Origin of the sequence: Parahoeflea halophila (assembly GCF_900220985.1) — a bacterium.
GTDB classification, from domain to species: domain Bacteria; phylum Pseudomonadota; class Alphaproteobacteria; order Rhizobiales; family Rhizobiaceae; genus Hoeflea; species Hoeflea halophila.
In genome coordinates this window covers 297,766-323,556 of the sequence record NZ_OCPC01000004.1, presented here as the reverse complement: position 1 = coordinate 323,556, position 25,791 = coordinate 297,766, and the positions used below count along the sequence as shown (strand labels likewise).

Annotated in this window: 20 protein-coding genes; 7 read left to right on the top strand and 13 right to left on the bottom strand. The window is 60.8% G+C overall.

The features are described from left to right. Nucleotide 1: 1 nt before the first annotated feature. On the bottom strand, nucleotides 2-610 hold the full coding sequence (locus CRO46_RS14800) for a CDP-alcohol phosphatidyltransferase family protein (protein ID WP_097108551.1): 609 nt from the start codon (nucleotides 608-610) through the stop codon (nucleotides 2-4). 179 nt (nucleotides 611-789) lie between these two features. Between CRO46_RS14800 and apaG the strand changes: the two genes are divergently transcribed. Further along, nucleotides 790-1,182, top strand: coding sequence for a Co2+/Mg2+ efflux protein ApaG (gene apaG / locus CRO46_RS14795; protein ID WP_097108550.1), 393 nt, complete (start codon nucleotides 790-792; stop codon nucleotides 1,180-1,182). After that, nucleotides 1,179-2,636, top strand: coding sequence for a TrkH family potassium uptake protein (locus CRO46_RS14790; protein WP_244577908.1), 1,458 nt, complete (start codon nucleotides 1,179-1,181; stop codon nucleotides 2,634-2,636). Before apaG ends, CRO46_RS14790 begins: the two co-directional genes overlap by 4 nt. Before the next feature lie 6 nt (nucleotides 2,637-2,642). Here CRO46_RS14790 and CRO46_RS14785 read toward each other — a convergent pair whose 3' ends face one another. The 5 genes from CRO46_RS14785 to CRO46_RS14765 form a co-directional block, all read right to left on the bottom strand. Then, the gene (locus CRO46_RS14785; protein ID WP_097108549.1) at nucleotides 2,643-6,056 is read right to left on the bottom strand and encodes an efflux RND transporter permease subunit; all 3,414 of its coding nucleotides are present in this window, start codon (nucleotides 6,054-6,056) and stop codon (nucleotides 2,643-2,645) included. After that, nucleotides 6,053-7,438, bottom strand: a complete 1,386-nt coding sequence (locus CRO46_RS14780; RefSeq protein WP_097108548.1) for an efflux RND transporter periplasmic adaptor subunit — start codon at nucleotides 7,436-7,438, stop codon at nucleotides 6,053-6,055. The genes CRO46_RS14785 and CRO46_RS14780 overlap by 4 nt, the downstream gene beginning before the upstream one ends. Nucleotides 7,439-7,520: 82 nt before the next feature. Further along, entirely contained in the window at nucleotides 7,521-8,513 is a 993-nt protein-coding gene (locus tag CRO46_RS14775; RefSeq protein WP_097108547.1) for an Hsp33 family molecular chaperone, read from the bottom strand. 114 nt (nucleotides 8,514-8,627) lie between these two features. Beyond that, a complete protein-coding gene (argF, locus tag CRO46_RS14770) occupies nucleotides 8,628-9,551 on the bottom strand; it encodes an ornithine carbamoyltransferase (RefSeq protein WP_097108546.1) in 924 nt (307 codons plus the stop codon). Between the two features lie 14 nt (nucleotides 9,552-9,565). After that, entirely contained in the window at nucleotides 9,566-10,759 is a 1,194-nt protein-coding gene (locus tag CRO46_RS14765; RefSeq protein ID WP_097108545.1) for an aspartate aminotransferase family protein, read from the bottom strand. Nucleotides 10,760-11,232: 473 nt separating this feature from the next. Here CRO46_RS14765 and CRO46_RS14760 point away from each other — a divergent pair, with 473 nt between their 5' ends. Further along, nucleotides 11,233-11,760, top strand: a complete 528-nt coding sequence (locus CRO46_RS14760; protein WP_097108544.1) for a GcrA family cell cycle regulator — start codon at nucleotides 11,233-11,235, stop codon at nucleotides 11,758-11,760. Nucleotides 11,761-11,853: 93 nt separating this feature from the next. Here CRO46_RS14760 and phoB read toward each other — a convergent pair whose 3' ends face one another. The 7 genes from phoB to CRO46_RS14725 all read right to left on the bottom strand — a co-directional run bounded on the left by phoB (nucleotide 11,854) and on the right by CRO46_RS14725 (nucleotide 19,580). Continuing rightward, nucleotides 11,854-12,537: a phosphate regulon transcriptional regulator PhoB gene (gene phoB / locus CRO46_RS14755; protein ID WP_097108701.1), complete on the bottom strand. Its 684-nt coding sequence runs from the start codon at nucleotides 12,535-12,537 to the stop codon at nucleotides 11,854-11,856. Nucleotides 12,538-12,568: 31 nt separating this feature from the next. Next, a complete protein-coding gene (gene phoU, locus CRO46_RS14750) occupies nucleotides 12,569-13,291 on the bottom strand; it encodes a phosphate signaling complex protein PhoU (protein ID WP_097108543.1) in 723 nt (240 codons plus the stop codon). A 46-nt stretch (nucleotides 13,292-13,337) separates the two neighbouring features. Further along, nucleotides 13,338-14,153, bottom strand: a complete 816-nt coding sequence (pstB, locus tag CRO46_RS14745) for a phosphate ABC transporter ATP-binding protein PstB (RefSeq protein WP_097108542.1) — start codon at nucleotides 14,151-14,153, stop codon at nucleotides 13,338-13,340. A gap of 66 nt (nucleotides 14,154-14,219) precedes the next feature. Next, complete coding sequence (pstA, locus tag CRO46_RS14740) at nucleotides 14,220-15,578, bottom strand: phosphate ABC transporter permease PstA (protein WP_097108541.1); 1,359 nt, start codon at nucleotides 15,576-15,578, stop codon at nucleotides 14,220-14,222. Then, entirely contained in the window at nucleotides 15,575-17,035 is a 1,461-nt protein-coding gene (gene pstC / locus CRO46_RS14735; RefSeq protein ID WP_097108540.1) for a phosphate ABC transporter permease subunit PstC, read from the bottom strand. The genes pstA and pstC overlap by 4 nt, the downstream gene beginning before the upstream one ends. 66 nt (nucleotides 17,036-17,101) lie before the next feature. Beyond that, nucleotides 17,102-18,130 (bottom strand): substrate-binding domain-containing protein, encoded by a 1,029-nt coding sequence (locus CRO46_RS14730; protein WP_097108539.1) that lies wholly within the window; start codon nucleotides 18,128-18,130, stop codon nucleotides 17,102-17,104. Between the two features lie 145 nt (nucleotides 18,131-18,275). Further along, nucleotides 18,276-19,580: an ATP-binding protein gene (locus CRO46_RS14725; protein ID WP_097108538.1), complete on the bottom strand. Its 1,305-nt coding sequence runs from the start codon at nucleotides 19,578-19,580 to the stop codon at nucleotides 18,276-18,278. A gap of 144 nt (nucleotides 19,581-19,724) precedes the next feature. On the opposite strand from CRO46_RS14725, the gene fumC reads away from it, so the two are divergent. The 4 genes from fumC to pgi all read left to right on the top strand — a co-directional run bounded on the left by fumC (nucleotide 19,725) and on the right by pgi (nucleotide 25,785). Further along, nucleotides 19,725-21,116 (top strand): class II fumarate hydratase, encoded by a 1,392-nt coding sequence (fumC, locus tag CRO46_RS14720; RefSeq protein WP_097108537.1) that lies wholly within the window; start codon nucleotides 19,725-19,727, stop codon nucleotides 21,114-21,116. Nucleotides 21,117-21,172: 56 nt separating this feature from the next. Beyond that, nucleotides 21,173-22,057: a polyphosphate kinase 2 gene (gene ppk2 / locus CRO46_RS14715; protein ID WP_097108536.1), complete on the top strand. Its 885-nt coding sequence runs from the start codon at nucleotides 21,173-21,175 to the stop codon at nucleotides 22,055-22,057. 197 nt (nucleotides 22,058-22,254) lie between these two features. Then, on the top strand, nucleotides 22,255-23,937 hold the full coding sequence (locus tag CRO46_RS14710) for a long-chain fatty acid--CoA ligase (protein WP_097108535.1): 1,683 nt from the start codon (nucleotides 22,255-22,257) through the stop codon (nucleotides 23,935-23,937). Between the two features lie 216 nt (nucleotides 23,938-24,153). Further along, nucleotides 24,154-25,785: a glucose-6-phosphate isomerase gene (pgi, locus tag CRO46_RS14705; protein WP_097108700.1), complete on the top strand. Its 1,632-nt coding sequence runs from the start codon at nucleotides 24,154-24,156 to the stop codon at nucleotides 25,783-25,785. Nucleotides 25,786-25,791 lie beyond the last annotated feature (6 nt).

The window sequence follows — 25,791 nt, the reverse complement described above, 5'->3', positions numbered from 1 at the left end:
ACTAGTTCGGGAACTCAGCCCGCGCCTGCACGACCCGCGAGATCGCGGTGTAAAGGCAGATGACGGTGAACACCCAGGCTACCGGCGCAAACCAGGCCGGCCAGAGGCAGAAAATTGCGAACACGATATAGGTCTCGCTGGCTTCGGCGAGACCGGTGGTGAAATAGATCGACTTGACGCCGCGCGCCGTGGTGCTGAGCCCACGTTTTTCGGCGACCACGGCATAGGCGAGGAAACTCGCACCATTGACGTAAAACGAGAAGATCAAGGCAGCACCGGCCAAGGCATTGGCAGCGGGATCGTAGACAACGAAGGCCAGTGGCACCGCACCGTAAAACACGAAATCAAGCGTGATATCGAGATAACCGCCGAAATCGGTCGGACGGCTTGCTCGAGCCACCGAACCATCCAATCCGTCGCAAATCCGGCTGATTACAATCAACACCAGCGCCACGAGCATGTATCCCGCCGTGACCAGCCCCGCCGCTGCAAGACCCACAAGGCAGGCAAAGACCGTGACGTAATTGGCTTTCACGCCCTGTGCGGCCAACCAGGCTCCGATCCGGTCCAGAGGCGGCTGGATAAACTTGCGGGCGGTCCCGTCCATCATGGTGTCATTTTCCTTTTTGCCGCATGTGATAGCGCGGCCGGTTCCGTACGTCACCTCCGGCGCAGGCTTGAGGTCATCACATTCATGTCACGGCAAACCGCATTTCCGTGAGTTTTGGTTGCGCTGCAACGCTTGACGCGGGGACCTCTCTGTAGAATGAGTGTCGCAAGGAGTGACTGATGTATCGTGCAGTAACACGTGAAATAGAAGTGACGGTGGAACCCTACTATCTCGAGGACCAATCGGACCCCGAGGACGGGCGTTATGTTTGGGGTTACCGTATTGTCATCGTCAACAATTCCGAAGAGATCGTGCAGCTGCAAAGCCGGCATTGGAAGATCACCGACGAGAACGGCATCGTCGACGAAGTTCGCGGAGCTGGAGTGGTCGGCGAACAGCCAGTGCTTGGCCCCGGCGATACCTATGAATACTCCTCTGGCTGCCCGCTGGACACACCGTCCGGCGTCATGGTCGGCACTTACCAAATGCAATCTGCCGCGGGCGAATTGTTCGATGTCGAGATCCCGGCCTTTTCGCTGGACCTACCGGGCATGGCAAGAACACTGAATTGACCGCCTTCGCCGAATTCCGCCCGGTGATGCTGGTCACCGGCCTGCTGGTGGCGACGCTGGGCTTTGCCATGCTTCTGCCTGCGCTGGTCGATATCGCCGCTGACAATGACGACTGGATGATCTTTGCCAGCTCCGGCACGATAACGATGCTGGTGGGGCTTGCTCTGTTTGCTGCCAATCGCGGCATCCCCAAGGGTCTCTCGACACGCCAGGCAATGCTGATGACGGTGGTGTCATGGGTGACGCTGATTGCGTTCGGGGCGCTGCCGTTCCAGTGGTCAGGTGTCGTGCCAAGCTACACCGACGCATTTTTCGAATCGATGTCCGGCCTGACCACCACCGGCGCCACGGTGATCACCGGCCTTGACTACGCACCACCGGGCATCCTGTTCTGGCGCGGGTTGCTGCAATGGCTTGGCGGACTGGGGATCATCGTCATGGCGATTGCCGTGCTGCCGATGCTGCAGATCGGCGGCATGCAGCTCTTCAAGGCGGAAGCTTTCGACACGGCTGAAAAAATCCTGCCACGGGCGACGCAGATCTCGACTTCGATCACACTCGTCTTCATCGCCATGACCGGCATCTGCGCCGTCGCTTACATGGCCGTCGGCATGGCGGCGGATGATGCGCTGATCCATGCGATGACCACTGTGGCCACCGGTGGATTTTCAACCAAGGATGCCTCGATAGGACATTTCCAGAACGCCGGCGTGGAATGGATCGCGGTCGTGTTCATGGTACTGGGGTCGATTCCCTTCATCCTCTACGTACAAATGCTTCAGGGGCGGTTCCGCCCGATCATCCGGGACGAGCAGGTCAAGGCCTTTATGAGCTTTCTCGGCGTAGCCGTTGTTGCCGGCTGGATGATGGCGCATTTCAGCGGGAACCATATCGGGCTAGAGGGGCTGCGGCATTCCGCCTTCAACGTGATCTCAATCGTGACCGGCACCGGCTACGCCTCAACCGACTATGGCCTGTGGGGGCCGCATGCAGTGGGGTTCTTTTTCATCATCATGTTTGTCGGCGGTTGTGCCGGCTCCACTTCCTGCGGCATCAAGATCTTCAGGTTCCAGGTGCTGATCGAGGGCGTGCGTCAGCACGTTTCCCAGGTGATGTACCCGCATGGCGTGTTTCGCGCTCACTTCAACGGCAAACCGATCCAGGACCGCGTCATTGCCTCGGTGATGAGCTTCTTCTTCCTGTTCATGGCGTCTTTCGTGGTGCTTTCGATCCTGCTCAGGCTGACCGGACTCGATACGCTCAGTTCGCTCTCAGGCGCCGGAACAGCGCTTTCCAATGTCGGCCCCGGACTGGGCGACATCATCGGCCCGGCGGGCAATTTCCAGTCGCTTAGCGACATCCAGAAATGGCTGCTTTCGGCCGGCATGCTGCTGGGACGGCTGGAGCTGTTTACGGTGCTGGTGCTGTTCCTGCCGCGCTTCTGGCGCTCCTGACCGCAATCAGGCCCGCTGTGCCATGGGCCGCCTGCCGTAGATGAAAGAGAAGGCACGGGCGATGTCATCGCCGATGCCGACAAGGGCAGGCACAAGGAACAGGACCAGCAATGTGGTCATGGCCAGGCCGAAGACGATGGTGATCGCCATCGGTAACAGGAACTGTGCCTGCAGGCTGGTCTCATAAAGCAGAGGCAGCAACCCGCCGATGGTGGTCAGCGAGGTCAGCAATACCGCGCGCAGACGGTCACGACTGGCGCCAACCGCAGCCTGGGCGAGTGTGTCGCCTTCAGCGCGGCGCTCCTCAAGCCGGGCAACCAGGATGATGGAATCGTTGACCAGAATTCCCGCCAGGCCCAACAGGCCGATGAAGGAAAGGATGGTCAGCTGATAACCGAGCAGCCAGTGGCCGAAGATTGCACCGACAATGCCGAACGGGATGATCAGGAGCACCGCGATGGGTCGCCAGTAGCTGGCGAACACCCAGGCGAGAATGATGTAGATCACGCTGAGTGCCACGGCGACGCCGATCTGCAGGTCGCTGAAGGCGGCCTCCTGTTCTTCCGACCGGCCGCCAAATGTGTAGCTGACCCCGTGGCGTGCTGCGATCAGATCGAGATCGCCGCTGGTCGTCAGTTGCTCGACCACCGCACCCGTGGTGGTGACGGCGGGATCGAGGTCGCCGGTCACGGAGATCGTGCTCTTTCCGTCGCGGCGCTGAATGGCGGAGAAGCCCTGCCGCTCGGTCATGTCGACCACTTCCGCCAAGGGCACGAAGGTGCCACCAGGGCTTCTGAGTTCGAAATCACGCAGGGCCTGAGACCCGGGAGAGGCTGGCTCTTGTACCAGCCGCACGGTGACCTCGTCATCGGCACGCGGAAACCGGAACGGAACCGATCCGTCAAAGGCATTGCGGATCTGTCTTCCGACATCCTCGATGGAAAAGCCCAGCGCCGCGCCCTGGGGCGTCAATTGCATGACAAGTTCCGGCTTGCCCCAGGGCAGGTTGTCATCCAGCCCGGTGACGCCATTGATGCCTGACAGCAGAGCCACCACATCAGCGGCCGCCGTCTTCAATGCCGCCACACGCTCACCCTGCAGCCTGACTTCGATGTCCCGGCCCGGAGGCCCGCCGCGGAATTGCGCCACGGCAAAGCGGGTAATTCCGGCGATATCGGGCGCGGCCTTGCGCCAGGCATTGACAATATCAGGCGTGCGCACGTCGCGCTCTTCGGATGTGGTCAGCTGCACCTTGATACGTGCCGTGGTGCTGCCGCTGCGGCCCGAGGCGCCGAAAGTGGTGAAGACCGCCTTGATCGAGGAAGTTCCATTCCCCGACAGGGCCCTGTCAGCCTCCCGGAGGGCCTTTTCATGTGCTGCAATAGCATTGAGTGCAATCTCATCCGGCAGACCGGCGTTGAAGATGATGGTGCCGGAGATATTTTCGGCTTCAGGCGATGGGAAGAAAACGAACTCGACGCGCCCGGAGCGGGACAGGCCGATGGCAAGCACCATGACCATGGCAATGGCTATTGAAAGCGTGACATAGCGCCAGTTCCAGGCGAGCTGCACCAGCCTGTTGAAGCCGCCATCACGGAAGCGGTCGAAACCGTAGTCGAAGGCACGGCGGAAGCGGCTTTCGCCAGCCTCTTCAGGCCGTCCCCCTGCCCGGCCCTGGCGACGGCGCAAGGCAAGAAGAGCCCATTCCATAAAGGTCGCCATGGCCAGTGAGACCGCCACCATCAGCGCCATCCGGCCTGCCTGCGGAAGTTCAGCGAAGTTCCGTGCGGCAGCACGCAGGTCGGTGTCACTTGCTCCCAGAGCCAGATCCGCGGCCAGACGCCCCGACACACTGGTGAGAAACACCATAAGCACAAGTGCGATCAGGAACTGGCGCCACCAGGACCAGCCCGGCGGGCTGCGCCCGGACAGGGAGTTGGCAAGGTGCCCGGGCAGGACCAGGAAACATTCAAGAAGGCTCGAAACCAGCACCGCGATCACCACCACCGGCAGCACCGCCATCATCTGGCCGATGGTGTCGCCGATGATCAGGATCGGCGCAAAGGCCGCAAGCGTTGTCGACATGGCGGCAATCACCGGGGTGAACATCATGCCGACACCGTTTTCCGCCGCCGTATACGGATCGTCGCCCATCTGCAGCCGCGTGGCCGTGTGCTCGCCGACGACGATGGCATCGTCAACGATGATGCCGAGCATCATGATCAGCGAGAACAGCGAGATCATGTTGATGGTCTGACCAAAGGCATACATGAAGCCGATGGTCGCCAGCATCGCGACGGGTATGCCTGCCGCAACCCAGAAGGCAATGCGGGCATTGAGAAACAGGAACAGGATCGCGACAACAACAAGCAGGCCGCCAAGCCCGTTCTTGACCAACAGCCAAATCCGCGCCGCCAGCGCATCCGAGGCAACTTCGTAGGTTGCTATTTCGACGCCCGGCGGCAATTGCGGGGTGATCTCGTCTATATAGCTTGAGAGGATCGACGCGGTCTCGAGCGTGTCGGCCGTCGGCGCGCGGCGGACATCAAGTTCGATTGCAGGCGAGCCGCTGGCGAGACCGCGGATGTCGTCGGCATCAAATCCATCAGTGATGGTGGCAATGTCGCCAAGCAGGACCTTCTCGCCGCTGGGGAAGGATTTGACCTCGATATCGGCAAGTTCGCGCGCGCCTTGCGCTTCTGCGAGCGTTCTAAGCTGCCGGTCGACGGCACCCTCGACCGTGCCTGAGGGCAGGTCGCGGCTGTTGGCAGCGATGGCCGAAGACACATCGGAGATCTTCATGTCCAAGCGCCGCAATTCAATCTCCGGCACCTCGACGCGGATCTCGGCGCTGCGCAGGCCGGTGAAGTCGATCTTGTCGATGCCGCGATCAATCAGGTCGTCTCGAATGCGCTTGGCCCAGGCACGCTTGACCACCTCATCGGCATCGCCGAACACGGCGAGCTTGGCAACGGTATCGAAGAAAACGGATCTCGTGATGGTCGGATCTTCACTGTCTTCGGGCAGGTTGCCGACCGCCTTGACCGCCGTTTCCACGTCGGTCATCGCCTGGGTCATGTCTGTGCCATCGGCAAATTCGAGCCGGATACTGGCCGAGCCTTCCGAGGCGGTCGACGTCATGCGATCGACACCCGAGACGTAGCGGACTTCGGGCTCGACCAGAGACAGAATGTTGGTCTCGACATCCTCCGCGCTGGCGCCAGACCATGCAACCCCGATGGTGATCGCCGGTCGGTCGATGGTGGGGAAGAACTGGGTGTTGATGCGCGCAATCGAATAGGCGCCGAAGAGGATCATCAGCACCATCAGGAGATTGGCCGCGTTTGGATGGCGGATGAAGGTGCTGACCAGACCACCGCCAGCGAGCAATCCTCGGCCCGGCGCTTCGCGCACGCTCATTGAGCAACATCCGGGGTTTCTCCGTTGGCAGAGAGTGCGTCCGATGGCGCTTGTTCGTCAGAGGGCTGGCGCACGCTGACCCCTTCCGAAGCCTCGGTCAGCCGGGTGACGAGAACCTTGTCGCCGGCGTTCAGGTCCCCGTCGAGGATGGCATCCTCGCCATCCCAGGCGATCAGCCGCACGTCCCGCCGCTCAAGCTTGCCGTCCACCACCACGAAAACATGATCGGAATTGCGCACCGCGGTCTCGGGCAGGCGGAAGGTTTCGGGCCAGATCCGGTCCGGCACGGTGAGCGAAACAAACGCACCGGGGCGCAACCGCACCGGGTTATCTGCTTCGCCGATGCGGGCAAAGACCTCGACGCCGCCACGCTCAGCAGTCACGCGGGCACCGATCCGGTCGATGGTTGCGGGCCATGTGTAATTGGTGCCGCCGACCGTCCAGCTCAGATCGACCCCGCGGCCAATCAAGGGGTCGGCATCCGTCGCCATGCGCCCATACTGAGCATTGGTCAGTGTGAATTTCACATCAAGAGCAGTATCGTCATAGATCGAAGCCACTACCTCGTTGGCGTTGACCGAGCGCCCCGTTTCGACCGTTTCGTCAGAAATGATGCCGTCGAACGGGGCGACGAGCGCAGTTTCCTGCAACTTGCGCTCGGCTTCTCGGACTTTCCATTCCAGCCGTTCGGCATTGGCTTCCTGCTGGCTACGCTGGGCTTCGGCGATGAGGATATTGCTGCGGCGCTGGCTCGATGCCTGTTCGCGCTGGGAGACGACCAGGCGCCTTGCATCGACTTCCTTGTCGGTCAAAGCGCCGGTTTGCGAGAGCGACAGCGCCCGCTCGAGATCAGCCCGACCGAGCTCCAGCTGGACGTCTGCCGCTTCCAGCTGCTCGCGTTCGGACGCCAGCCGCGCATCTATCTCGGCGATTGCGGCACGGGTGGAGGCGAGATTTGCGCGCGCTTCCACCAGCGCCCCCTCATAGGCAAAGGGATCCACGCGCAGCAGCAACGAGCCCCGGGTAACACGCCGTCCGGCGTCAAGATCAGGATGGATCTCGACCACGTCGCCGCTCACGGCAACGCGCAGATCGACGTCGCGACCGGTCTCGACCTGGCCGTAAAGCCGGATATCCGGCCGGTTGTCGGCGCGCTCGGCGGTGGCCGTCTCGACAGTGTAGACCAAAGGCGTGAAGGCGCGCGGCGTGCGTTCCTTCTTCGACGCCACCAGGCGCTCCATTGCAACCCAGGCCCCGGCAAGCACGAGCGCCATCAGCGCGAACTGCACCAACGGCCGCAGAAACCGGCTGCGTACCGACGCAGCTTGGCCGCGCGGGGTCCGGGCCGGTACATCCAAGCGACTGTCTGCCTTGTCGAGCATTGCGTTTCTCCGTTGGCAAACAGGTAACGCAACGACGGTGCGTGGCAAATTAAAGTTTCGTCATGTTCCTGCGGAAAGCAGCTTAGCGCCGGATTTCGGCGGGATCAAAACGATAGGCCGTCGAGCAGAATTCGCACTGCACGGTAATCACGCCGTCTTCCACGCTGTCGGTGATCTCTTCGTCGGAAAAACCGCTGAGGACCTCGCCTAGCCGTTCACGCGAACAGCTGCACTTGTCGAACACGGGAACCGGCGGATAGGTCCGCGCGCCACGCTCGTGAAACAACCGGTAGAGCAGCCGCTCGGCACCAACCTCTGGGTCTGTCAGTTCGCCGGGTTCGACGCTGCTGACGAGCACCTTCGCCTCGGTCCAGCTGTCGTCCTCGTTGTGGATCGCGCCCTCGTGGCCTTCCGGCGCATCTCCGCCGGGAAGATCGGGGTGGCGCATCCGTTCCGGTGCCTGGGGCAGAAACTGGGCTACAATACCGCCGGCACGCCAACTGTGACGCGGTTTGCCTTCCTCGTCGCGGTCGATCAGTTCGGCCACGGCGAGACGGACCACCGTCGGGATCTGTTCTGACTGGCGGAAATAGGTTTCGGCCATGGCTTCCAGCGTATCACCCTTCATCTCGACGATGCCCTGGTAGCGTTGCATGTACTCGCCCTGGTCGATGGTGAATGCGAGAATTCCGTTGCCGAGCAGTTCGGCGGGGCTCGTGGCGCCCGACGCCTGTGCTTCGGCAAGACGTTGCTCGTCAAAGCGGGCATAGGCACGCAGGTTTCCCGGCGTGGTGAAATCAGCAACAACCAGGTCCACGGGGCCATCGCCCTTGGTCTGGACAATGAGCTTGCCCTCGAACTTGAGCGAGGTGCCAAGCAGCACCGTCAGGGCAATGGCCTCGGCGAGCAGCCGGGCGACCGGTTCGGGATAGGAGTGGCGCCCCAGGATTGCGTCGATCATCGGACCGAGCTGCACGGTGCGGCCACGCACGTCGAGCCCATCCACATCGAACGGCAAGACGCGGTCGTCTCCGGCGAAGGCGATTTCACCGTGGGTTTGGATGTCGGTTTCCATCATAAATTCCGATTGTTCGTTGCGACACAGCCCGCCATCAGACAGCAAGGTCCGGTCCGGCTGCACATCTCAAAACGAGCATATAGGCACGAAGAACGGCAAGTGCCAGAGGCGTTACAATACGCCCATGCACCAGCGCATGACAGCCTTCTGGGCATGCAGGCGATTTTCAGCCTCATCAAACACCACCGATTGCGGTCCGTCCATCACCTCATTGGTGACTTCCTCGCCACGATGCGCCGGCAGGCAATGCATGAACAGCGCATCCGGATTGGCCTTGGCCATGAGCTCCTCATTCACCTGGTAAGGCAAGAACACGTTGTGGCCACGCGCCTTGTGCTCCTGGTTCATCGAGACCCAGGTGTCGGTGATCACGCAATCCGCGCCCTTGACCGCGCGGTCCGGATCGGCGCTGATATCGATCTCGGCGCCCTGCTTGCGCGCCCACTCGACAAACCTGGCGTCTGGCTCCGAGCCCTCCGGCGTTGCGATCCGCATGCGGTAGCCGAACTGGGCCGCGCCCTCGATGAGCGAATGCAGCACGTTGTTGCCGTCGCCGGTCCAGGCCAGCGTCTTGCCCTTGATCGGGCCGCGATGTTCCTCGAAGGTCAGGATGTCAGCCATGATCTGGCAGGGGTGGGTGTCGTCGGTAAGTGCATTGATGACCGGCACCGTGGCGTGTTCGGCAAGTTCGAGCATGCGCTCATGATCAAGTGTACGGATCATGATCAGGTCGACATAGCGTGAGAGCACCTTGGCCGTGTCGGCAATGGTCTCGGCCCTTCCAAGCTGCATTTCGGTGCCTGACAGGAAAAGCGTCTCGCCGCCGAGCTGGCGCATGCCGACGTCGAACGACACGCGGGTGCGGGTCGACGGTTTTTCGAAAATCATGGCCAACATCTTGCCCGCGAGCGGGCGATCCGCTTCGGTGGCAGTCTTCGCCGTACGCGCCGCGTCCATGATGGTGCGCAAATCCGCCGCGCTGACAGCGGCGAGATCGAGAAAATGGCGGTTGCCGGCGGATGTAGTCTTGGTCATGTAATCCAGTCCGTTCAGTTGGCGGTGCCGCTTCGTGACAACAAGTCGAGCGCGGCCTCTGTTCTGGAAATTGCTTCGCGGGCTTCTTCGGCGGTGACGATCAATGGCGGCAACAGACGGACAACATTATCTCCGGCAGGGACTGCCAGCAGGTGTTCATTGCGCATTGCCTGCACCAGATCCGCATTCGACTTTGCGCATTTGATGCCGAGCATCAGGCCCGTGCCCCGCACTTCGGAGATCAGATCGGGATAGCGATCCTTGAGCGAGGCCAGACCCTGGCGCAGCACCAGGGCAACATCGTTGACGTGGGTGAGAAAGCCTTCATCGAGAATGATGTCGAGAACGGCGTTGCCCACCGCCATGGCCAGCGGGTTACCGCCATAGGTGGTGCCGTGGGTGCCAAGCGTCATGCCATCCGCCGCATTTGCCGTGGCAAGGCAGGCACCGAACGGGAAACCGCCGCCGATACCTTTGGCCACCGCCATGATGTCGGGCTCGATGCCGGCCCATTCGTGGGCAAACAGCTTGCCAGTACGCCCGACACCCGACTGGACCTCATCGAGGATCATCAGGATGCCATTCCGGTCACACAGGGTGCGCAACTCACGCAGCTGTTCGTTGGACAGCGGACGGATACCGCCCTCCCCCTGCACCGGTTCGACAAGGATGGCGGCAGTGCTGTCGGTGATGGCAGCCTTCAACGCCTGGATGTCACCAAACGGCACCTGATCAAAGCCCTCGACCTTGGGGCCGAAGCCTTCAAGATATTTGGATTGCCCGCCGGCTGCGATGGTCGCCAGGGTACGGCCGTGGAACGCGCCCTCGAAAGTGACGATGCGATAGCGGTCGGGCTGACCCTTGACATGGAAATGGCGCCGGGCAGTCTTGATGGCGCATTCCAGAGCCTCGGCACCGGAATTGGTGAAGAACACCTTGTCGGCAAAAGTCGCTTCGGTCAGGCGCTCGGCCATGCGCGACTGGCCGGGAATTTCGTGCACGTTGGAGAGATGCCACACACGGTCGGCCTGGGCTTTCAGCGCTTCGACCAGATGCGGGTGTGTGTGACCAAGTGAATTGACCGCAATGCCAGCCGCAAAATCGAGATAGCGCTCCCCCTCGGGGGTTTCCAGCCAGACACCGTGCCCGCGCTCGAATACGATCGGAACACGGTTGTATGTATCATAAAGCGGCTTGGCATCGGCCATGGCGCTTCTCTCCTCGTTAGAGACCGAACAAAATGCAATGCCCCCTCCCAGCGACCGCCATGGCCGCCAACCAGACAAGGGGTTGCCGGAAAACCAAAATGCCGCCTTTTCGGGGCGGCGAGGGCACTATTTACATTTCAACATGGCCTGTCAATGAGACACGGCGCACCGTAACACGAGCCGGCTTCGGCTTCTCCAACTGCGTTGAACTTCGACCTTTGCCCGCTAATTTAGTAATAACTGGTATGTTTTTGCACTCCCTGCGTAAGTTGGGGAAAACCGCAAAAAGGAATCAGCATGATTCGGCGGACTCTTGTCACGGAGTCTGCCGACCACTAAGTTGAGATCATGAAATAGAGGTTCGCGGCGGACACTATTCACCTCACTGAAACCGAGTTTTCAAGCTCCGGTCGTCCGGGGCGATGGTGAGGGATTCTGCCATCCCGAAATACGGGATACAGGGAGAGTATTTTATGAACTGGACTGATGAAAGAGTCGAAAGACTCAAGAAACTCTGGGCGGACGGGCTCAGCGCTAGCCAGATCGCGGCACAACTTGGCGGCGTCAGCCGCAATGCCGTGATCGGCAAGGTGCACCGGCTCAATCTGCCCGGTCGTGCCAAAAGCGGCGGACAGGCAACGGTACGCACCAAGCGCACCACCGCTGCACCGCGTGCGCCGAACTATGCAGGCCGCACGGCTTCGACACAGACAGCGCGGCCAGTCGGCCGCTCAAGCGGCGGCGCCGCGCTGAAACAGGATCTGGATGTTGTTGCATCCGAAGAGGTCGATACGCGTCCCGTGGACGACGTGGTCGTGCCGATTTCACGCCGGCTGACGCTGGTGGAACTTTCCGAGCGGACCTGCAAATGGCCGGTCGGAGACCCCCTGCAGGACGACTTCCACTTCTGCGGCAATGATTCAGGCGATGCCTCGCCATACTGCAGCTATCATGCAAAATTGGCGTTTCAGCCGTCAAGCGAGCGCAAGCGCGCCCGCTGAACCGCGGCCTGCCATGACTGCAAAAGCCCGGGTTTTGACGCCCGGGTTTTTTGTCTACATCTGCCTGCCAACGCACAAACTGGTAGCCGGTGGTCAGGCCTCGATCGAGTACCCGGCGCCGCGCACGGTGCGAATGGTGTCGCGCATGCCTGACAGATTGACCGCCTTGCGCAGCCGGCCGACATGCACGTCCACGGTGCGTTCGTCGACATAGACATCGTGACCCCAGACGCCGTCGAGCAATTGCGCGCGGGAATAGACCCGCCCGGGCGAACTCATCAGATATTCCAGCAAGCGAAACTCGGTCGGTCCGAGCTTGATGTCGCGTCCGCGCCGTTTGACCCTGTGGGTTTCGCGGTCAAGTTCGATGTCGCCGACCTTGAGCTGGCTGGAAATAACCTCCGGCCGCGCGCGGCGCAGCATCGCCCTGACACGGGCGAGCAATTCCGGCGTCGAGAAAGGCTTGACCACGTAATCGTCGGCGCCGGTCGCCAGGCCCCGCACACGTTCGCTTTCCTCGCCGCGGGCAGTGAGCATGATGATCGGCAGCCGTTCTGTCTCGGGCCGGGCGCGCAGACGGCGGCAGAGCTCGATCCCGGAGATGCCCGGCAGCATCCAGTCGAGGATCAGCAGGTCGGGAACGCGCTCCTGCAACCTGATCTCCGCCTCATCGCCACGCAGCACGGTGTCGACTTCATAGCCTTCGGCTTCCAGATTGTAGCGAAGCAGCACCGAAAGCGCTTCCTCGTCTTCCACCACCGTTATTTGCGGGTTCATCGCCATATTGCATGCACTCCGTAGGCTGCCGTCAGTCTGAACCCGGCTCGGGCGCAACCATGCTGGCGGTGTCATCGTCCTTGGGGCGATCCGCCGACAGCTGCTCACCTGTGGCGACGTAGTAAACCGTCTCGGCGATGTTGGTGGCGTGGTCGCCGATGCGCTCGATGTTCTTGGCACAGAACAGGAGATGGGTGCAGGCGGTGATGTTGCGCGGGTCTTCCATCATGTAGGTCAGCAACTCGCGGAACAGCGAGGTGTAAATCGCGTCGATCTCCTCATCGCGCTCGCGGATCGAGTTGGCCATTGCCGGTGAGCGCGTGGCAAACGCATCGAGCACTTCCTTGAGCTGGGTCAGTGCCAGTTCGGCAAGGTGTTCGAGACCGCGCACGAGCTTGCGCGGCTGGGCCATGGTGTGAACAGCAATCACCCTCTTGGCAATGTTCTTGCCCAGGTCGCCAACACGCTCCAGGTCGGAGGCGATGCGGATGGAGCCGATGATCTCGCGCAGGTCGGACGCCATCGGCTGGCGCTTGGCAATCACCAGAACCGCCTTGTCGTAGATCTCGCGTTCGCCGGCATCGAGCAGCAGGTCCTCGGAAATCACCCGCTGTGCAGATGCGGTGTCGGCATTGACAAGGGCTGCTACAGCATCGGCAACCATCCGCTCGGCGATCCCACCCATTTCGGACAGGCGACGCACGAGGAAACGGAGTTCATCATCATAGGAGCTGACGATATGGGCTTCGGGCATGGTCTGATCTTCCTATCCTGTAATCTTGATGCATAAATCGGTCGGATCAACCAAAGCGGCCGGTGATGTAGTCCTGGGTCAGCTTGGTCTCGGGATTGGTGAACATCTTGTCGGTAACACCCTCCTCGACCAGCTTGCCCAGGTGAAACATCGCCGTGCGCTGCGACACGCGTGCTGCCTGCTGCATCGAGTGCGTGACGATCACGATGGTAAAATTGCCCCGCAATTCGTCGATCAGTTCCTCAACCTTGGCCGTGGCGATCGGATCAAGCGCCGAACAGGGTTCATCCATGAGAATGACCTCGGGGCTCACCGCGATGGCGCGGGCGATGCAAAGCCTCTGCTGCTGCCCCCCGGAAAGCCCGGTTCCCGGCTCATGCAGACGATCCTTGACCTCTTCCCAGATCGCGGCCTTGCGAAGGCTCGACTCGACGATTTCGTCGAGCTCTGCCCTGGAATTGGTCAAGCCATGAATGCGCGGACCATAGGCGACGTTCTCGTAGATCGATTTGGGGAACGGGTTGGGCTTCTGGAACACCATGCCGACTCGCGCGCGCAGCTCCACGACATCGATCTTGGGATCGTAAATGTTCTCGCCTTCCAGCGTGATCTCCCCCGTCACCCTGCAGATATCGATGGTGTCGTTCATACGATTGAGGCAGCGCAGGAAGGTCGACTTGCCACAGCCCGACGGTCCGATCAGAGCGGTGACGCTGTTCCTGGCCACATCCAGATTAACATCGAAAAGCGCCTGCTTCTCGCCGTAGAAGACGCTGACATCGGTGCCGCGCATCTTGATCGCGGACTCCTTGATCGCGGTGTCGACAGCCATTTCAGTAGCCGCTTCCGTCATGATGTTCATCTCCGTCTTCCCTTCAACAGTTTCAGTATACTCAGGGCTTGGTGGTTTCAAAGGCGGCACGGGGTCCTACCAGCGGCGTTCAAAGCGGCGGCGCAGCAAAATGGCGACGGTGTTCATGATCACGAGGAAGACCAGGAGCACGATGATCGCTCCGGAAGCCCGCTCGAAGAACGCCGGGTCACCGCGCTGCGTCCAGTTGTAAACCTGAACCGGCAAAGCCGAGGCAGGGTCGAAAAAGCCTTCTGGCGGTGCGCCGGGATACTCGCGCACGAAGGCCACCATTCCGATCAGTAGCAGCGGCGCGGTTTCGCCCAGGGCCTGGGCCAGCCCGATAATCGTGCCAGTCAGAATGCCCGGTGCCGCGAGCGGCAGGACATGGTGAAAGATCGCCTGCATCTTCGAGGCGCCAATACCCAGCGCCGCATCCTTGATCGAGGGCGGGACCGCTTTCAGTGCCGCACGGGTGGCGATGATGATGGTGGGCAACGTCATCAGCGTAAGCACCAGACCGCCAACGATGGGCGCCGACTGCGGCAGGCCGACAAAATTGATGAAGATGGCCAGGCCAAGGATGCCGAACACGATCGAGGGTACGGCGGCCAGGTTGGCGATGTTGACCTCGATCAGGTCGGTCCACCGGTTTTGCGGCGCGAACTCCTCGAGATAGATCGAAGCGGCAACACCGATCGGTAACGCCAGCGCCAGCACGATCAGCATCATGTAGGCCGAGCCAAGAATGGCGACTCCAAGGCCCGCGGCTTCAGGACGGGTGTCGGATGCATCAGGGGCGGTGAAGAACGACCAGTTGAACCGGGATTCCAGCAGGCCAGCTGCTTTCAACTCATCGGCCAGCGTCAGCTGCTCGGGCGAGATATTGCGGTCGAGTGCCGCAGATTCCATCGTCACGCGCCCCTTGTAGTAGCCGTCGATGCGGCCGGAAGCCAGCAGCTCGAAGCGCACGGACTGGCCAATCAGCTCCGGATTGGCAAGAACGAAGTGGCGCAGCTGAGCCGGGGCTTCCTTGGAGATGAGCTCCACGGCGGTCTTCGCATTGACACCTTCGACCGCGATCCCGCGCGCTTCCATCGTCTCTGCCAGCGCCGTCTGGATCAGCGGCTGTATGGTGAAGGTGGTGATTTTGGCCAGATCCTCGGGGCTGCGGTTGCCCTTCTTGTCGAGCTTTGCCGGGTCGAGAAACACCTCCATCGTCACATAGGTCTGCTTGAACGAAGACAGGCCGTTGGACAGGATCGATGTCATCAAGCCAAGCAGTGCGATGATGCTGAAGATGACGGCGGCCAGGCCCATCATCCGGAAGCGGGTTTCGGATGCATGGCGTTTGCGGGTGCGGGCGCTGACCTGGTACAGCGACCTGGCCTTCGGGCGGCCGGCTGCCGCAACGGTATCGGCGGAGGTGTCGGTCATTCGTACTGCTCCCGATATTTGCGCACGATGTACAGCGCCAGAATGTTCAGGCCGAGGGTGAAAACAAACAGTGTCAGGCCGAGGGCAAAGGCCACCAGGGTTTCGGGGCTTGCAAATTCAGTGTCCCCGGTCAGCTGGCTGACGATCTTGACCGTTATGGTGGTCATGGCTTCGAACGGGTTCAGATCAAGCTGCGCGGAGGCGCCGGCGCCCATGACCACAATCATGGTTTCGCCAATGGCGCGGCTGGCAGCGAGCAGGAAGGCACCGACAATTCCCGGCAGAGCCGCCGGCAGGATCACCTGCTTGATGGTTTCCGACTTGGTCGCACCAAGTCCGTAGGAGCCATCGCGCATCGCCTGCGGTACGGAATTGATGATATCGTCCGACAGGGACGAAATGAACGGGATCAGCATGATGCCCATGACCAGACCCGCTGTCATGACCGACGACGAAGAACTGCCCAAGCCGAGCGGCTGGGCGATCCAGTCGCGCAGGAACGGGCCTACCGTGATCAGCGCGAAGAGGCCGTAGACGATGGTCGGGATACCGGCCAGAACCTCGATGGCGGGCTTGGCATAACTGCGCAGCCTGCTGCCCGCATATTCGGCGAGGTAGATCGCGATCATCAGGCCCAGCGGTACGGCCAATGCAAGGGCCACGAATGACACATAGAGCGTTCCCCAAAGTAGCGGCAGAATGCCCAGTTCAGACCCGCCGCGGAATTGCGGGTTCCAGGTGGTCGAGAGAAAGAACTCCTTGGCCGGATACATATTGAAAAAGGAGATCGATTCGAAGAGCAGGGATCCGACTATGCCAACCGTGGTCAGAATGGCCACCAGCGAGGATCCCATCAACAAGGCCTTGATGAAGGTCTCGCTGATGTTGCGGGCACGAAGGCCGGGCCGGATGCGCGCCAGAGCCCAGGCCCCGAAGCCGAGTGCAACCACGAGCACGGCAATGTTGCGAACAAAGGATGCGGTGAGATCGGTGGCGCGGTATTCTTTTGCCGTCTGGAGGACGATCGGCGAGACATCGGACCCGAGCGCAACGCCGACCTCGGCTAGGCGCGCGCGCACGTCGGTGACATCCGCCCGCATATCAGCAAGATCATTTTCGGAGACGTCGCCGCCGGCGACAATCTGGTTCAGCCCTTCGGCAATCCGCCGGACATCGAACATGACCAGGCTCCTGGCGCCGCCTTCGGGAATCGCGCTCTGCGGGATCCTGCCGCTGACGCTGCTCTCGATCAGCACGGGCTGCAGGAAAAGCCAGGCTGCCAACAGGAACAGTGCCGGAACCGCGATGAAAAGGGCAACCGACTGACCGTGATATCCGGAAAGGGAATGGAGTTTCACTCCCTCACGCTGTGCCGTTTTCAGTGCGCGCTGCCGGCCTAGAACGTAGCCGATAGCTGCCAGCCCGAGCACGATGAGTATGATGGCACTGGGAGTCATGTCACATTCGCCCTGTTTCGCGAGGAAGGGCGGCGCTTGCGCGCCACCCCTTGATCAACGAACCGATCAGTTCAGCGGAGCCATCGGTGTGCGGTTGGCAACCTTTTCCTGGGTCTTGGCGAGTTCGGGATCGGAAACCAGGCCGTAAGCAGCCAGCGGGCCGTCAGGACCTGCGATTTCATCGGAAACGAAGAACTCGATGTATTCCTGCAGACCGGGGATCACACCCAGATGTGCGTTCTTGACGTAGAAGTAGAGCGGACGCGAAATCGGGTACTCGCCGGAGGCGATGGATTCGGTCGACGGGTTGACGCCGGACATGGTGGCAACCTGCAGCTTGTCGGTGTTGTTCTCGTAGAAGGACAGACCGAAGACGCCGATCGCGTTCTTGTTGGCGTCGATGCGGGCGAGGGTTTCGGTGTAGTCGCCATCAATGTCGACCGATGCACCGTCGGTGCGAAGCGCAATACAGCCCTCCGCCTTCTCGTCGCCGGCAGCCTTGAAGGCTTCCTCGGCACCGGTGGCTTCGCAACCGGCTTCCAGTACCTTTTCATCGAAGACTTCGCGGGTGCCGTGCTTGGTACCGGGGATGAAGGCGAGGATATCCTGATCAGGCAGGTCCGGATTGACGTCGGCCCAGGTCCTGGCCGTGTTGTCGACCAATGCACCGTCCTTCATGACCTTGGCGGCCAGCGCATTGTACCAGTCGGCTGGGGTGAAGGCGAAGGTTTCGCCGTTGATGTCAGAGGCAAAGACGATGCCGTCATAACCGATGCGGACCTCCTGGATCTCGGTCACGCCGTTGGACGCGCAAAGATCGATATCGGACTGCTTGATGCGGGAGGACGAGTTGGCAATGTCGATGGTGTTCTCGCCAACGCCCTCGCAGAGCTTCTTGCGGCCAGCACCCGATCCACCGGATTCGACGACCGGTGTGGGGAAGCTGAAGTTTTCACCGAAAGCTTCGGCAACGATCGAAGCATAAGGCAGAACGGTGGAGGAACCGGCGATCTGGATCTGGTCACGGGCAATTGCGGTGCCGGCGAAGGCCGTTGAGGCCACGAGTGCGGCAGCGGCGAATTTGAGTGCGTTCATGAGAATCTCCCGTCGTGGGTAAAGGTGGCGCGGCGCTGTTAAAGAACCGCTCGTCAGCCATCTGAGGCTGGCCTTTTCTAGGCCCTTCGAGATTCCGTTTTATGACAATTACGTCACTGTTTTATGACACATCATGCTGTTGTTTTTACTTGTATAACTCCGAAGGCGACGGCAACTTGGCGGGATCATTGCGGCTGAATTTGACAGTGAAGGACGATCCTTCGCCCAAAGTCGAGCGGACAACCAGCCGGGCGCGGTGCCGGGCGAGGATGTGCTTGACGATCGCCAGGCCCAGCCCGGTGCCCTTCTTGGCCCGGCTGGTCTCGACATCGACGCGGTAGAACCGTTCGGTCAGGCGCGGGACGTGCTCCTTGGCGATGCCCGGTCCGAAATCCTGGATTGTCACATGGGGGCCGGCCTCATCGGTGCTGGCAACGATGATCTTTACGCGCTTGCCGGTCTGGCCATATTTGCATGCGTTCTCGATCAGGTTCGAAAACACCTGGATGAGTTCATCGACATCGCCCGTGACCGTGATCGGGTCTCGCGGCAGGTCCAGTTCCACGGTGACATCGAGATCATCCGCCATTGGCTTTATCGTGTCGACCACGTGGGCAACCGTGCCGCCAAGATCCACCTCGCCGTCGGGCGCGACATGGGCCCGCATTTCAAGGCGCGAGAGCGACAACAGGTCATCGATCAGACGCGCCATGCGCTGTGCCTGTTCCAGCATGATGCCAAAAAACCGGGTCTGAGCGGCCACGTCATTGCGCGCCGGGCCCTGCATGGTCTCGATGAACCCCATCAGAGAGGCGAGCGGCGTTCTGAGCTCATGGCTGGCATTGGCGACAAAATCGGTGCGCATCCGGTCCATGCGCCTGGCCTCGGTCAGGTCTCTGAATGTCAGGACGAAAAGCCGGCTCTCAGGAGAAGAACCGTTTGCGATCAGGGCTACCCGAACCTCATGCCATCTCTCCGAGGGAACCCGCTCTGTATACTCCACGCTTTCAGTGAGACCGCTGGCCAGGACACGCGCCACAAGATCGAGGATGACCGGCGACCTGATCCGCGCCGAAAGCGATGCGCGTTCGGGATAGGCGCCGACAAGTGCCCGGGCGGCGGCATTCTGGCTCACCACCTGGGTGTCCTGGTCAAAGACGACCGTGGGCATGTCGAGCGCCTCGATCACCGAAAAGTCACGCGGTGAGATTTTTGCCGCCCTGCCCTCGGCTTTGGCGCGCGGCCCTACCCTGCCGGACGGCCAGAACAGCAGGCCTGCGGTGAAAAACCCGTACCCCAGCAGGGTCTGCCAGGGTTGCAGGCCCGCGGGCATCGCGAGCAGCGCGACGACGGCTCCGACAGAGAGCGCGCCGGTATGGGGTCTGAGCCGCGCGGCCAGCCCTGCTCCGGGGGGCTCGTCATTGGGCGTATCCTGGGGTGTGTCGACCATGTATTTGCCCACTCCGGCATTGCAGCATTGAGGTTCGTGCTACTTGTTTACCTCTACAACTTGAAATCACAATGACGGCGTGGCCATTCCACAGGCAAGCCACCCGGTCCAAGACGCATTCGAACGCACAAGAAGGTGACCCTCATGTCCGAGATCCGTACAGAATCCGACAGCTTTGGCCCGATTGACGTGGCTTCCGACAAATATTGGGGGGCGCAGGCCCAGCGCTCGCTGGGAAACTTCAAGATCGGCTGGGAGAAGCAGCCGCTGTCGATCGTGCGGGCGCTCGGGATCGTCAAGCGCGCTGCGGCCGAAACCAACATGGAACTCGAACGGCTTGATCCGCAGATCGGAGCTGCCATCGTGGCCGCCGCGCAGGAAGTGATTGACGGCAAGCTTGATGCGCATTTCCCGCTGGTGGTCTGGCAGACCGGCTCGGGTACCCAGTCGAACATGAATGCCAATGAGGTGATTTCCAACCGCGCCATCGAAATGTTGGGCGGGGAGATGGGATCGAAGAAGCCGGTTCACCCCAATGACCATGTCAACATGAGCCAGTCTTCGAACGACACGTACCCTACGGCAATGCACATTGCCTGTGCCGAGCAGATCGTGCGCAGCCTGCTGCCGGCGTTGAAGCATCTGCACGCAGCGCTCGACAGCAAGGCCAAATCCTTTGCTCACATCATCAAGATCGGGCGAACCCATACCCAGGACGCCACGCCGCTGACGCTCGGCCAGGAATTCGGTGGTTACGCGGCGCAGGTGGCATCTTCGATCAATCGGATCGAATCGACCTTGCCGGGGCTGTATGAGCTGGCGCAAGGCGGCACGGCAGTCGGCACCGGGCTGAACGCGCCGGTGGGTTTTGCGGAGAAGGTGGCCGAGCGTGTCGCCGGCATCACCGAATTGCCGTTTGTCACTGCACCCAACAAGTTTGAAGCGCTGGCTGCGCACGACGCAATGGTGTTTTCGCACGGGGCCATTAATGCAGCCGCGGCAGCGCTGTTCAAGATCGCCAACGACATCCGCTTTCTAGGCTCCGGCCCGCGGTCCGGCCTCGGCGAACTGGCTCTGCCGGAAAATGAACCGGGCTCGTCGATCATGCCGGGCAAGGTCAATCCGACCCAGTGCGAGGCGATGACGCAAGTTTGCGTGCAGGTGTTCGGCAACAATGCCGCGCTGGGTTTCGCCGGTAGCCAAGGCCACTTCGAGCTCAATGTCTACAATCCGGTGATGGCCTACAATTTCCTGCAATCGGTGCAGCTGCTGGCCGATGCGTCAGTCTCGTTCACCGACAATTGCGTCTCCGGCATCGAGGCACGCGAGGACAATATCAAGGGCGCTCTCGACCGCTCGCTGATGCTTGTGACAGCGCTTGCGCCGACCATCGGCTACGACAACGCGGCAAAAATTGCCAAGGAGGCACATGTCAACGGCACGACGTTGCGCGAGGAGGCGCTGAAGACAGGCCTCGTGACAGCCGGGGATTACGACCGTATTGTCCGTCCGGAGGACATGACCCATCCCGGTTGAACCACTCCGGCCGGCGGGTATTTTCCGGTACGAGGCCAGTATCCAGAGGAAAAATGATGGACACTGATAATACCAGCCGAGCTGTAGAGCTTGAGATCAACGGCAAGCTTCGGGTCTTCGACATCGACGATCCGAAACTGCCCGACTGGGTGAAGGACAACGATTTCTCCTCGGATGGCTATCCTTACAGGAAAAAGCTGAAGCGCGACGAATATGAAGACACGCTCGAAGCGCTGCAGATAGAACTGGTCAAGGTGCAGACCTGGCTCGGGGAGACCGGCAACCGGGTCATCTCGGTGTTCGAGGGTCGCGACGCGGCTGGCAAGGGCGGGGCCATCGGCGCGACGCGAGCCTACATGAATCCGCGCTCGGCCCGCATCGTGGCGCTGCCGAAACCGACCGAGACCGAGCGCGGACAATGGTACTACCAGCGCTACGTGGACCATTTCCCGACCTCTGGCGAGTTCGTGATGTTCGACCGCTCTTGGTACAACCGGGCCGGTGTCGAGCCGGTGATGGGGTTCTGCACCCCGGAACAGCATGCCCATTTCCTCGAAGAGACACCGCATTTCGAACGCATGCCGGTGAAGGCCGGCATTTACCTGTTCAAGTTCTGGCTCAATATCGGCCGAGAAATGCAGCTCAAGCGGTTCCACGACCGCCGTCACAACAAACTCAAAGCTTGGAAGCTGTCACCAATGGACATTGCAAGTCTGACCAAGTGGGATGAGTATACCCAGGCACGCGACCTTATGCTGCAGGTGACAGATACCGAGCATGCTCCATGGACGGTGGTGCGGGCCAATGACAAGCGGCGCGCCCGGATCAACGTCATCCGGACCGTCTTGCAGAAGCTGCCCTATACCGGAAAGGACAAGGGTGCGATCGGCGACATTGACGAAGCTATCGTTGGAAGGGGCATCGAGGGAGTCCGCTCCTGACATGGGACAGGCAATCTCCGGCAGCTATCCTGACGGAGACGCAAGGAAATGCACAATTACTTACGCTTACGTCAAGGGAAGGCATTGCAACCCAACTCGAGGCGCTTTAAATCTTGTTGAAACCGGGGAGAGGGAAACGGGAAGCGACCTGACTAAGGCATGCGCCCGTATCCGGACAAGAAAGGGAGTGAGACATTATGAACACGACTGCTGCCACAGACCGAATTTGGCTGAAATCCTATCCGCCGGGAACGGATGCGGAAATAGGGCCACTGGCGTATGCCTCGGTTGCCGCGCTGCTGGAGGATTCCTTCAAGCGTTTTGCCGATCGTCCGGCCTATACCTGCATGGGCAAGACGCTGACCTATTCGGAAATTGAGCACAAGTCGGCTGCCATTGGCGCCTGGCTGCAGTCGCTGGGCCTGCAAAAAGGCGACCGGGTTGCGGTGATGATGCCCAACATCCTGCAGATGCCGGTGGCAATGGCTGCCGTGCTGCGCGCCGGCTACACCGTGGTCAACGTCAACCCGCTCTACACGCCGCGCGAACTGGAGCATCAGCTCAAGGATTCGGGCGCCAAGGCCATCATCATTCTTGAGAATTTTGCTGTCACCCTGCAGCAGGTTTTGGCGAAAACCGACGTCAAGCATGTCTGCGTGGCGTCGATGGGTGATCTCATGGGACTGAAGGGCCATCTGGTCAATTTCGTTGTCCGCAAGATCAAGAAGATGGTTCCGGCCTGGTCGCTGCCCGGCCATGTCAGCTTCAAGTCGGCACTGGCAGCCGGTCAGTCGAAGACCATGAAGCCCGGCAACAGCAAACCCGAGGACGTGGCCTTCCTGCAATATACCGGAGGCACCACCGGTGTATCGAAGGGTGCGACGCTGACAAATGCCAACGTGCTTTCGAACGTTGCGCAGAATGATTTGTGGCTTCCCGCCGCCTTCATCAAGAAACAGAGGCCCGAGGTTCTGCTCTATGTCTGCGCGCTGCCGCTCTACCACATCTTCGCGCTGACGGTGAATGCGCTGATGGGGATGTCACAGGGTGCACACAACTTGCTGATTCCCAATCCGCGCGACATTCCCGGATTCGTCAAGGAACTGGGCAAGTACGAATTCCACGTCTTCCCCGGTCTGAACACGCTGTTCAACGCGCTGCTCAACAATGACGATTTCCAGAAGCTGAATTTCAAACCGCTGCTGTTGTCGCTGGGCGGAGGCATGGCGGTGCAGCGCCCGGTGGCGGATCGCTGGAGGGACCTGACCGGCTGCGTGATCTCGGAAGGCTATGGCCTGTCGGAAACTTCACCGGTGGCGACGGCAAACCGGTTCGATGCCGATGATTTTTCCGGCACCATCGGCCTGCCGCTGCCGTCGACCTCTATCGACATTCGCGACGAGGATGGCAATTCGCTTACGCTCGGCGAGGTCGGCGAGATCTGCATCAAGGGCCCGCAGGTGATGGCCGGGTACTGGAACCGGCCCGACGAAACCAACAAGGTGATGACCGAGGACGGCTATTTCCGCTCCGGTGACATGGGCATGATGGACGAGGCTGGCTATACCAAGATCGTCGACCGCAAGAAGGACATGATCCTTGTGTCCGGCTTCAATGTCTACCCGAACGAGATCGAGGAGTTTGCGGTCTCGCATCCCGAAATTGTCGAAGCGGCAGCAGTCGCTGTTCCGGACGAACATTCCGGCGAGGCGGTAAAGTTGTTTGTCGTGCGCAAGGACCCGAACCTCACCGAGGCCGATGTCAAGGCGCACTGCGCCACTGGGCTGACCAACTACAAGCGTCCCAAGATCGTCGTGTTCAAGGACGAATTGCCGAAGACCAACGTCGGCAAGATCCTGCGTCGCGAGTTGCGCGACTGATACATGTCGCGTTCAAATGAATTTGTTTGAACGATAACGTACATGCATCAACTCAAGGCGCTACAGCGACCTTTACGCATCCGGTTGGATGCGTAGCACTGTAGACGCTGCAGAGCCAAAACGAACCCGAGAGGCCCGCGGAAAACTTGATTTCCCGCGGGCCTCTCTGCATAGGTGGGTAACTGAACTACGGAGGTTCATGCATTGTCGAAGACCATCCCCCAAGCTTTGTCAGATCTCAAATCTCACAGGGACAGCGGCGCTGTCAGCGATCTTCGGGCAGCGTTTGCAGCCAAGCCGGACCGCGCCAGCCGTTTCACCGTCGGGCTGGGTGATCTGCGGATGGATTTTTCCAAATGCGCCGTCAATTACGAGACGCTGACGCTGCTCGGGGAACTGGCAGAATCCGTTGGCGTCGAAACCCAGCGTGACCGGATGTTTGCCGGAGACGCGATCAACGCCACTGAAAGCCGGGCGGTGCTGCACACGGCCTTGCGCGCTGCACCGGACGCAGATATCCGCGTCGATGGCGAGAATGTGGTGCCGCAGGTTCATGCTGTGCTCGACGCCATGGGCGCTTTTTCGGATGGCTTGCGCGACGGCTCTATACGCGGTGCGACCGGCAAGGCCTTCACCGATGTGATCAATATCGGCATCGGCGGCTCTGATCTGGGTCCAGTGATGGCGACGCTGGCGCTGGCCCCCTACCATGACGGCCCGCGGCTGCATTTTGTCTCCAATGTCGACGGCGCACACATCGCCGATACGCTTGAGGACCTCGATCCAGAAACGACGCTCATCATTGTCGCCTCCAAAACCTTCACCACCATCGAGACCATGACCAACGCGGCAACCGCGCGGGACTTCATCGTTTCGAAGCTGGGCAAAGCCGCCGTGGCGCAACATTTTGCAGCGCTCTCCACGGCGCTCGACAAGGTGGAGGAATTCGGCCTCAAAGAGGATCGCGTTTTCGGGTTCTGGGACTGGGTCGGCGGGCGCTACTCGCTCTGGTCGGCAATCGGTCTGCCGCTTATGATTGCAATCGGGCGACAGAATTTTTCGGATTTCCTCGCCGGCGCACGGGCCATGGATGAACATTTCCAGGATGCCCCCGTAGGGGAAAACCTGCCGATGCTGCTGGGCCTGATCGGCATCTGGCATCGTCTGGTGTGCGGCTATCCGAGCCGGGCAATCATCCCCTACGATCAGCGGCTGTCTCGGTTCCCTGCCTATCTGCAGCAGCTCGACATGGAATCAAACGGCAAGTCCGTCGGGCTGGATGGCCAGCCACTGACCACCGCATCGGGGCCAACGGTCTGGGGCGAGCCAGGCACCAATGGGCAGCATGCGTTCTTCCAGCTTCTGCACCAGGGCACGGATGTGATCCCGGTCGAGTTCATGATTGCGGCAAATGGGCATGAGCCACATCTTCAGCACCAGCACCAGTTGCTGATCGCCAACTGCCTGGCGCAATCGGAAGCGCTCATGCGTGGCCGGTCCACCGAGGAGGCGCGAGCGCAACTGCTGTCCTCCGGGGCTTCAGAGGCGGAAGCCGACCGGCTGGCGCCGCATAAGACATTTCCGGGCAACCGGCCTACGATCACCTTCGTCTATGACAAACTGACACCGTTTGCGCTCGGGCGTCTGATCGCGCTTTACGAGCACCGGGTGTTTGTCGAGGCGCAGATCTTCGGCATCAACGCCTTCGACCAGTGGGGCGTGGAGCTGGGCAAGGAACTGGCGACGGGTTTGTTGCCTGTGGTCAAGGGCGAAAGCACAGGCGACGGTCATGACAGCTCAACGCTGAAGCTGGCCGAAACAATCCGCAAGATGCGCGGCGAAACCTGAAGGCAC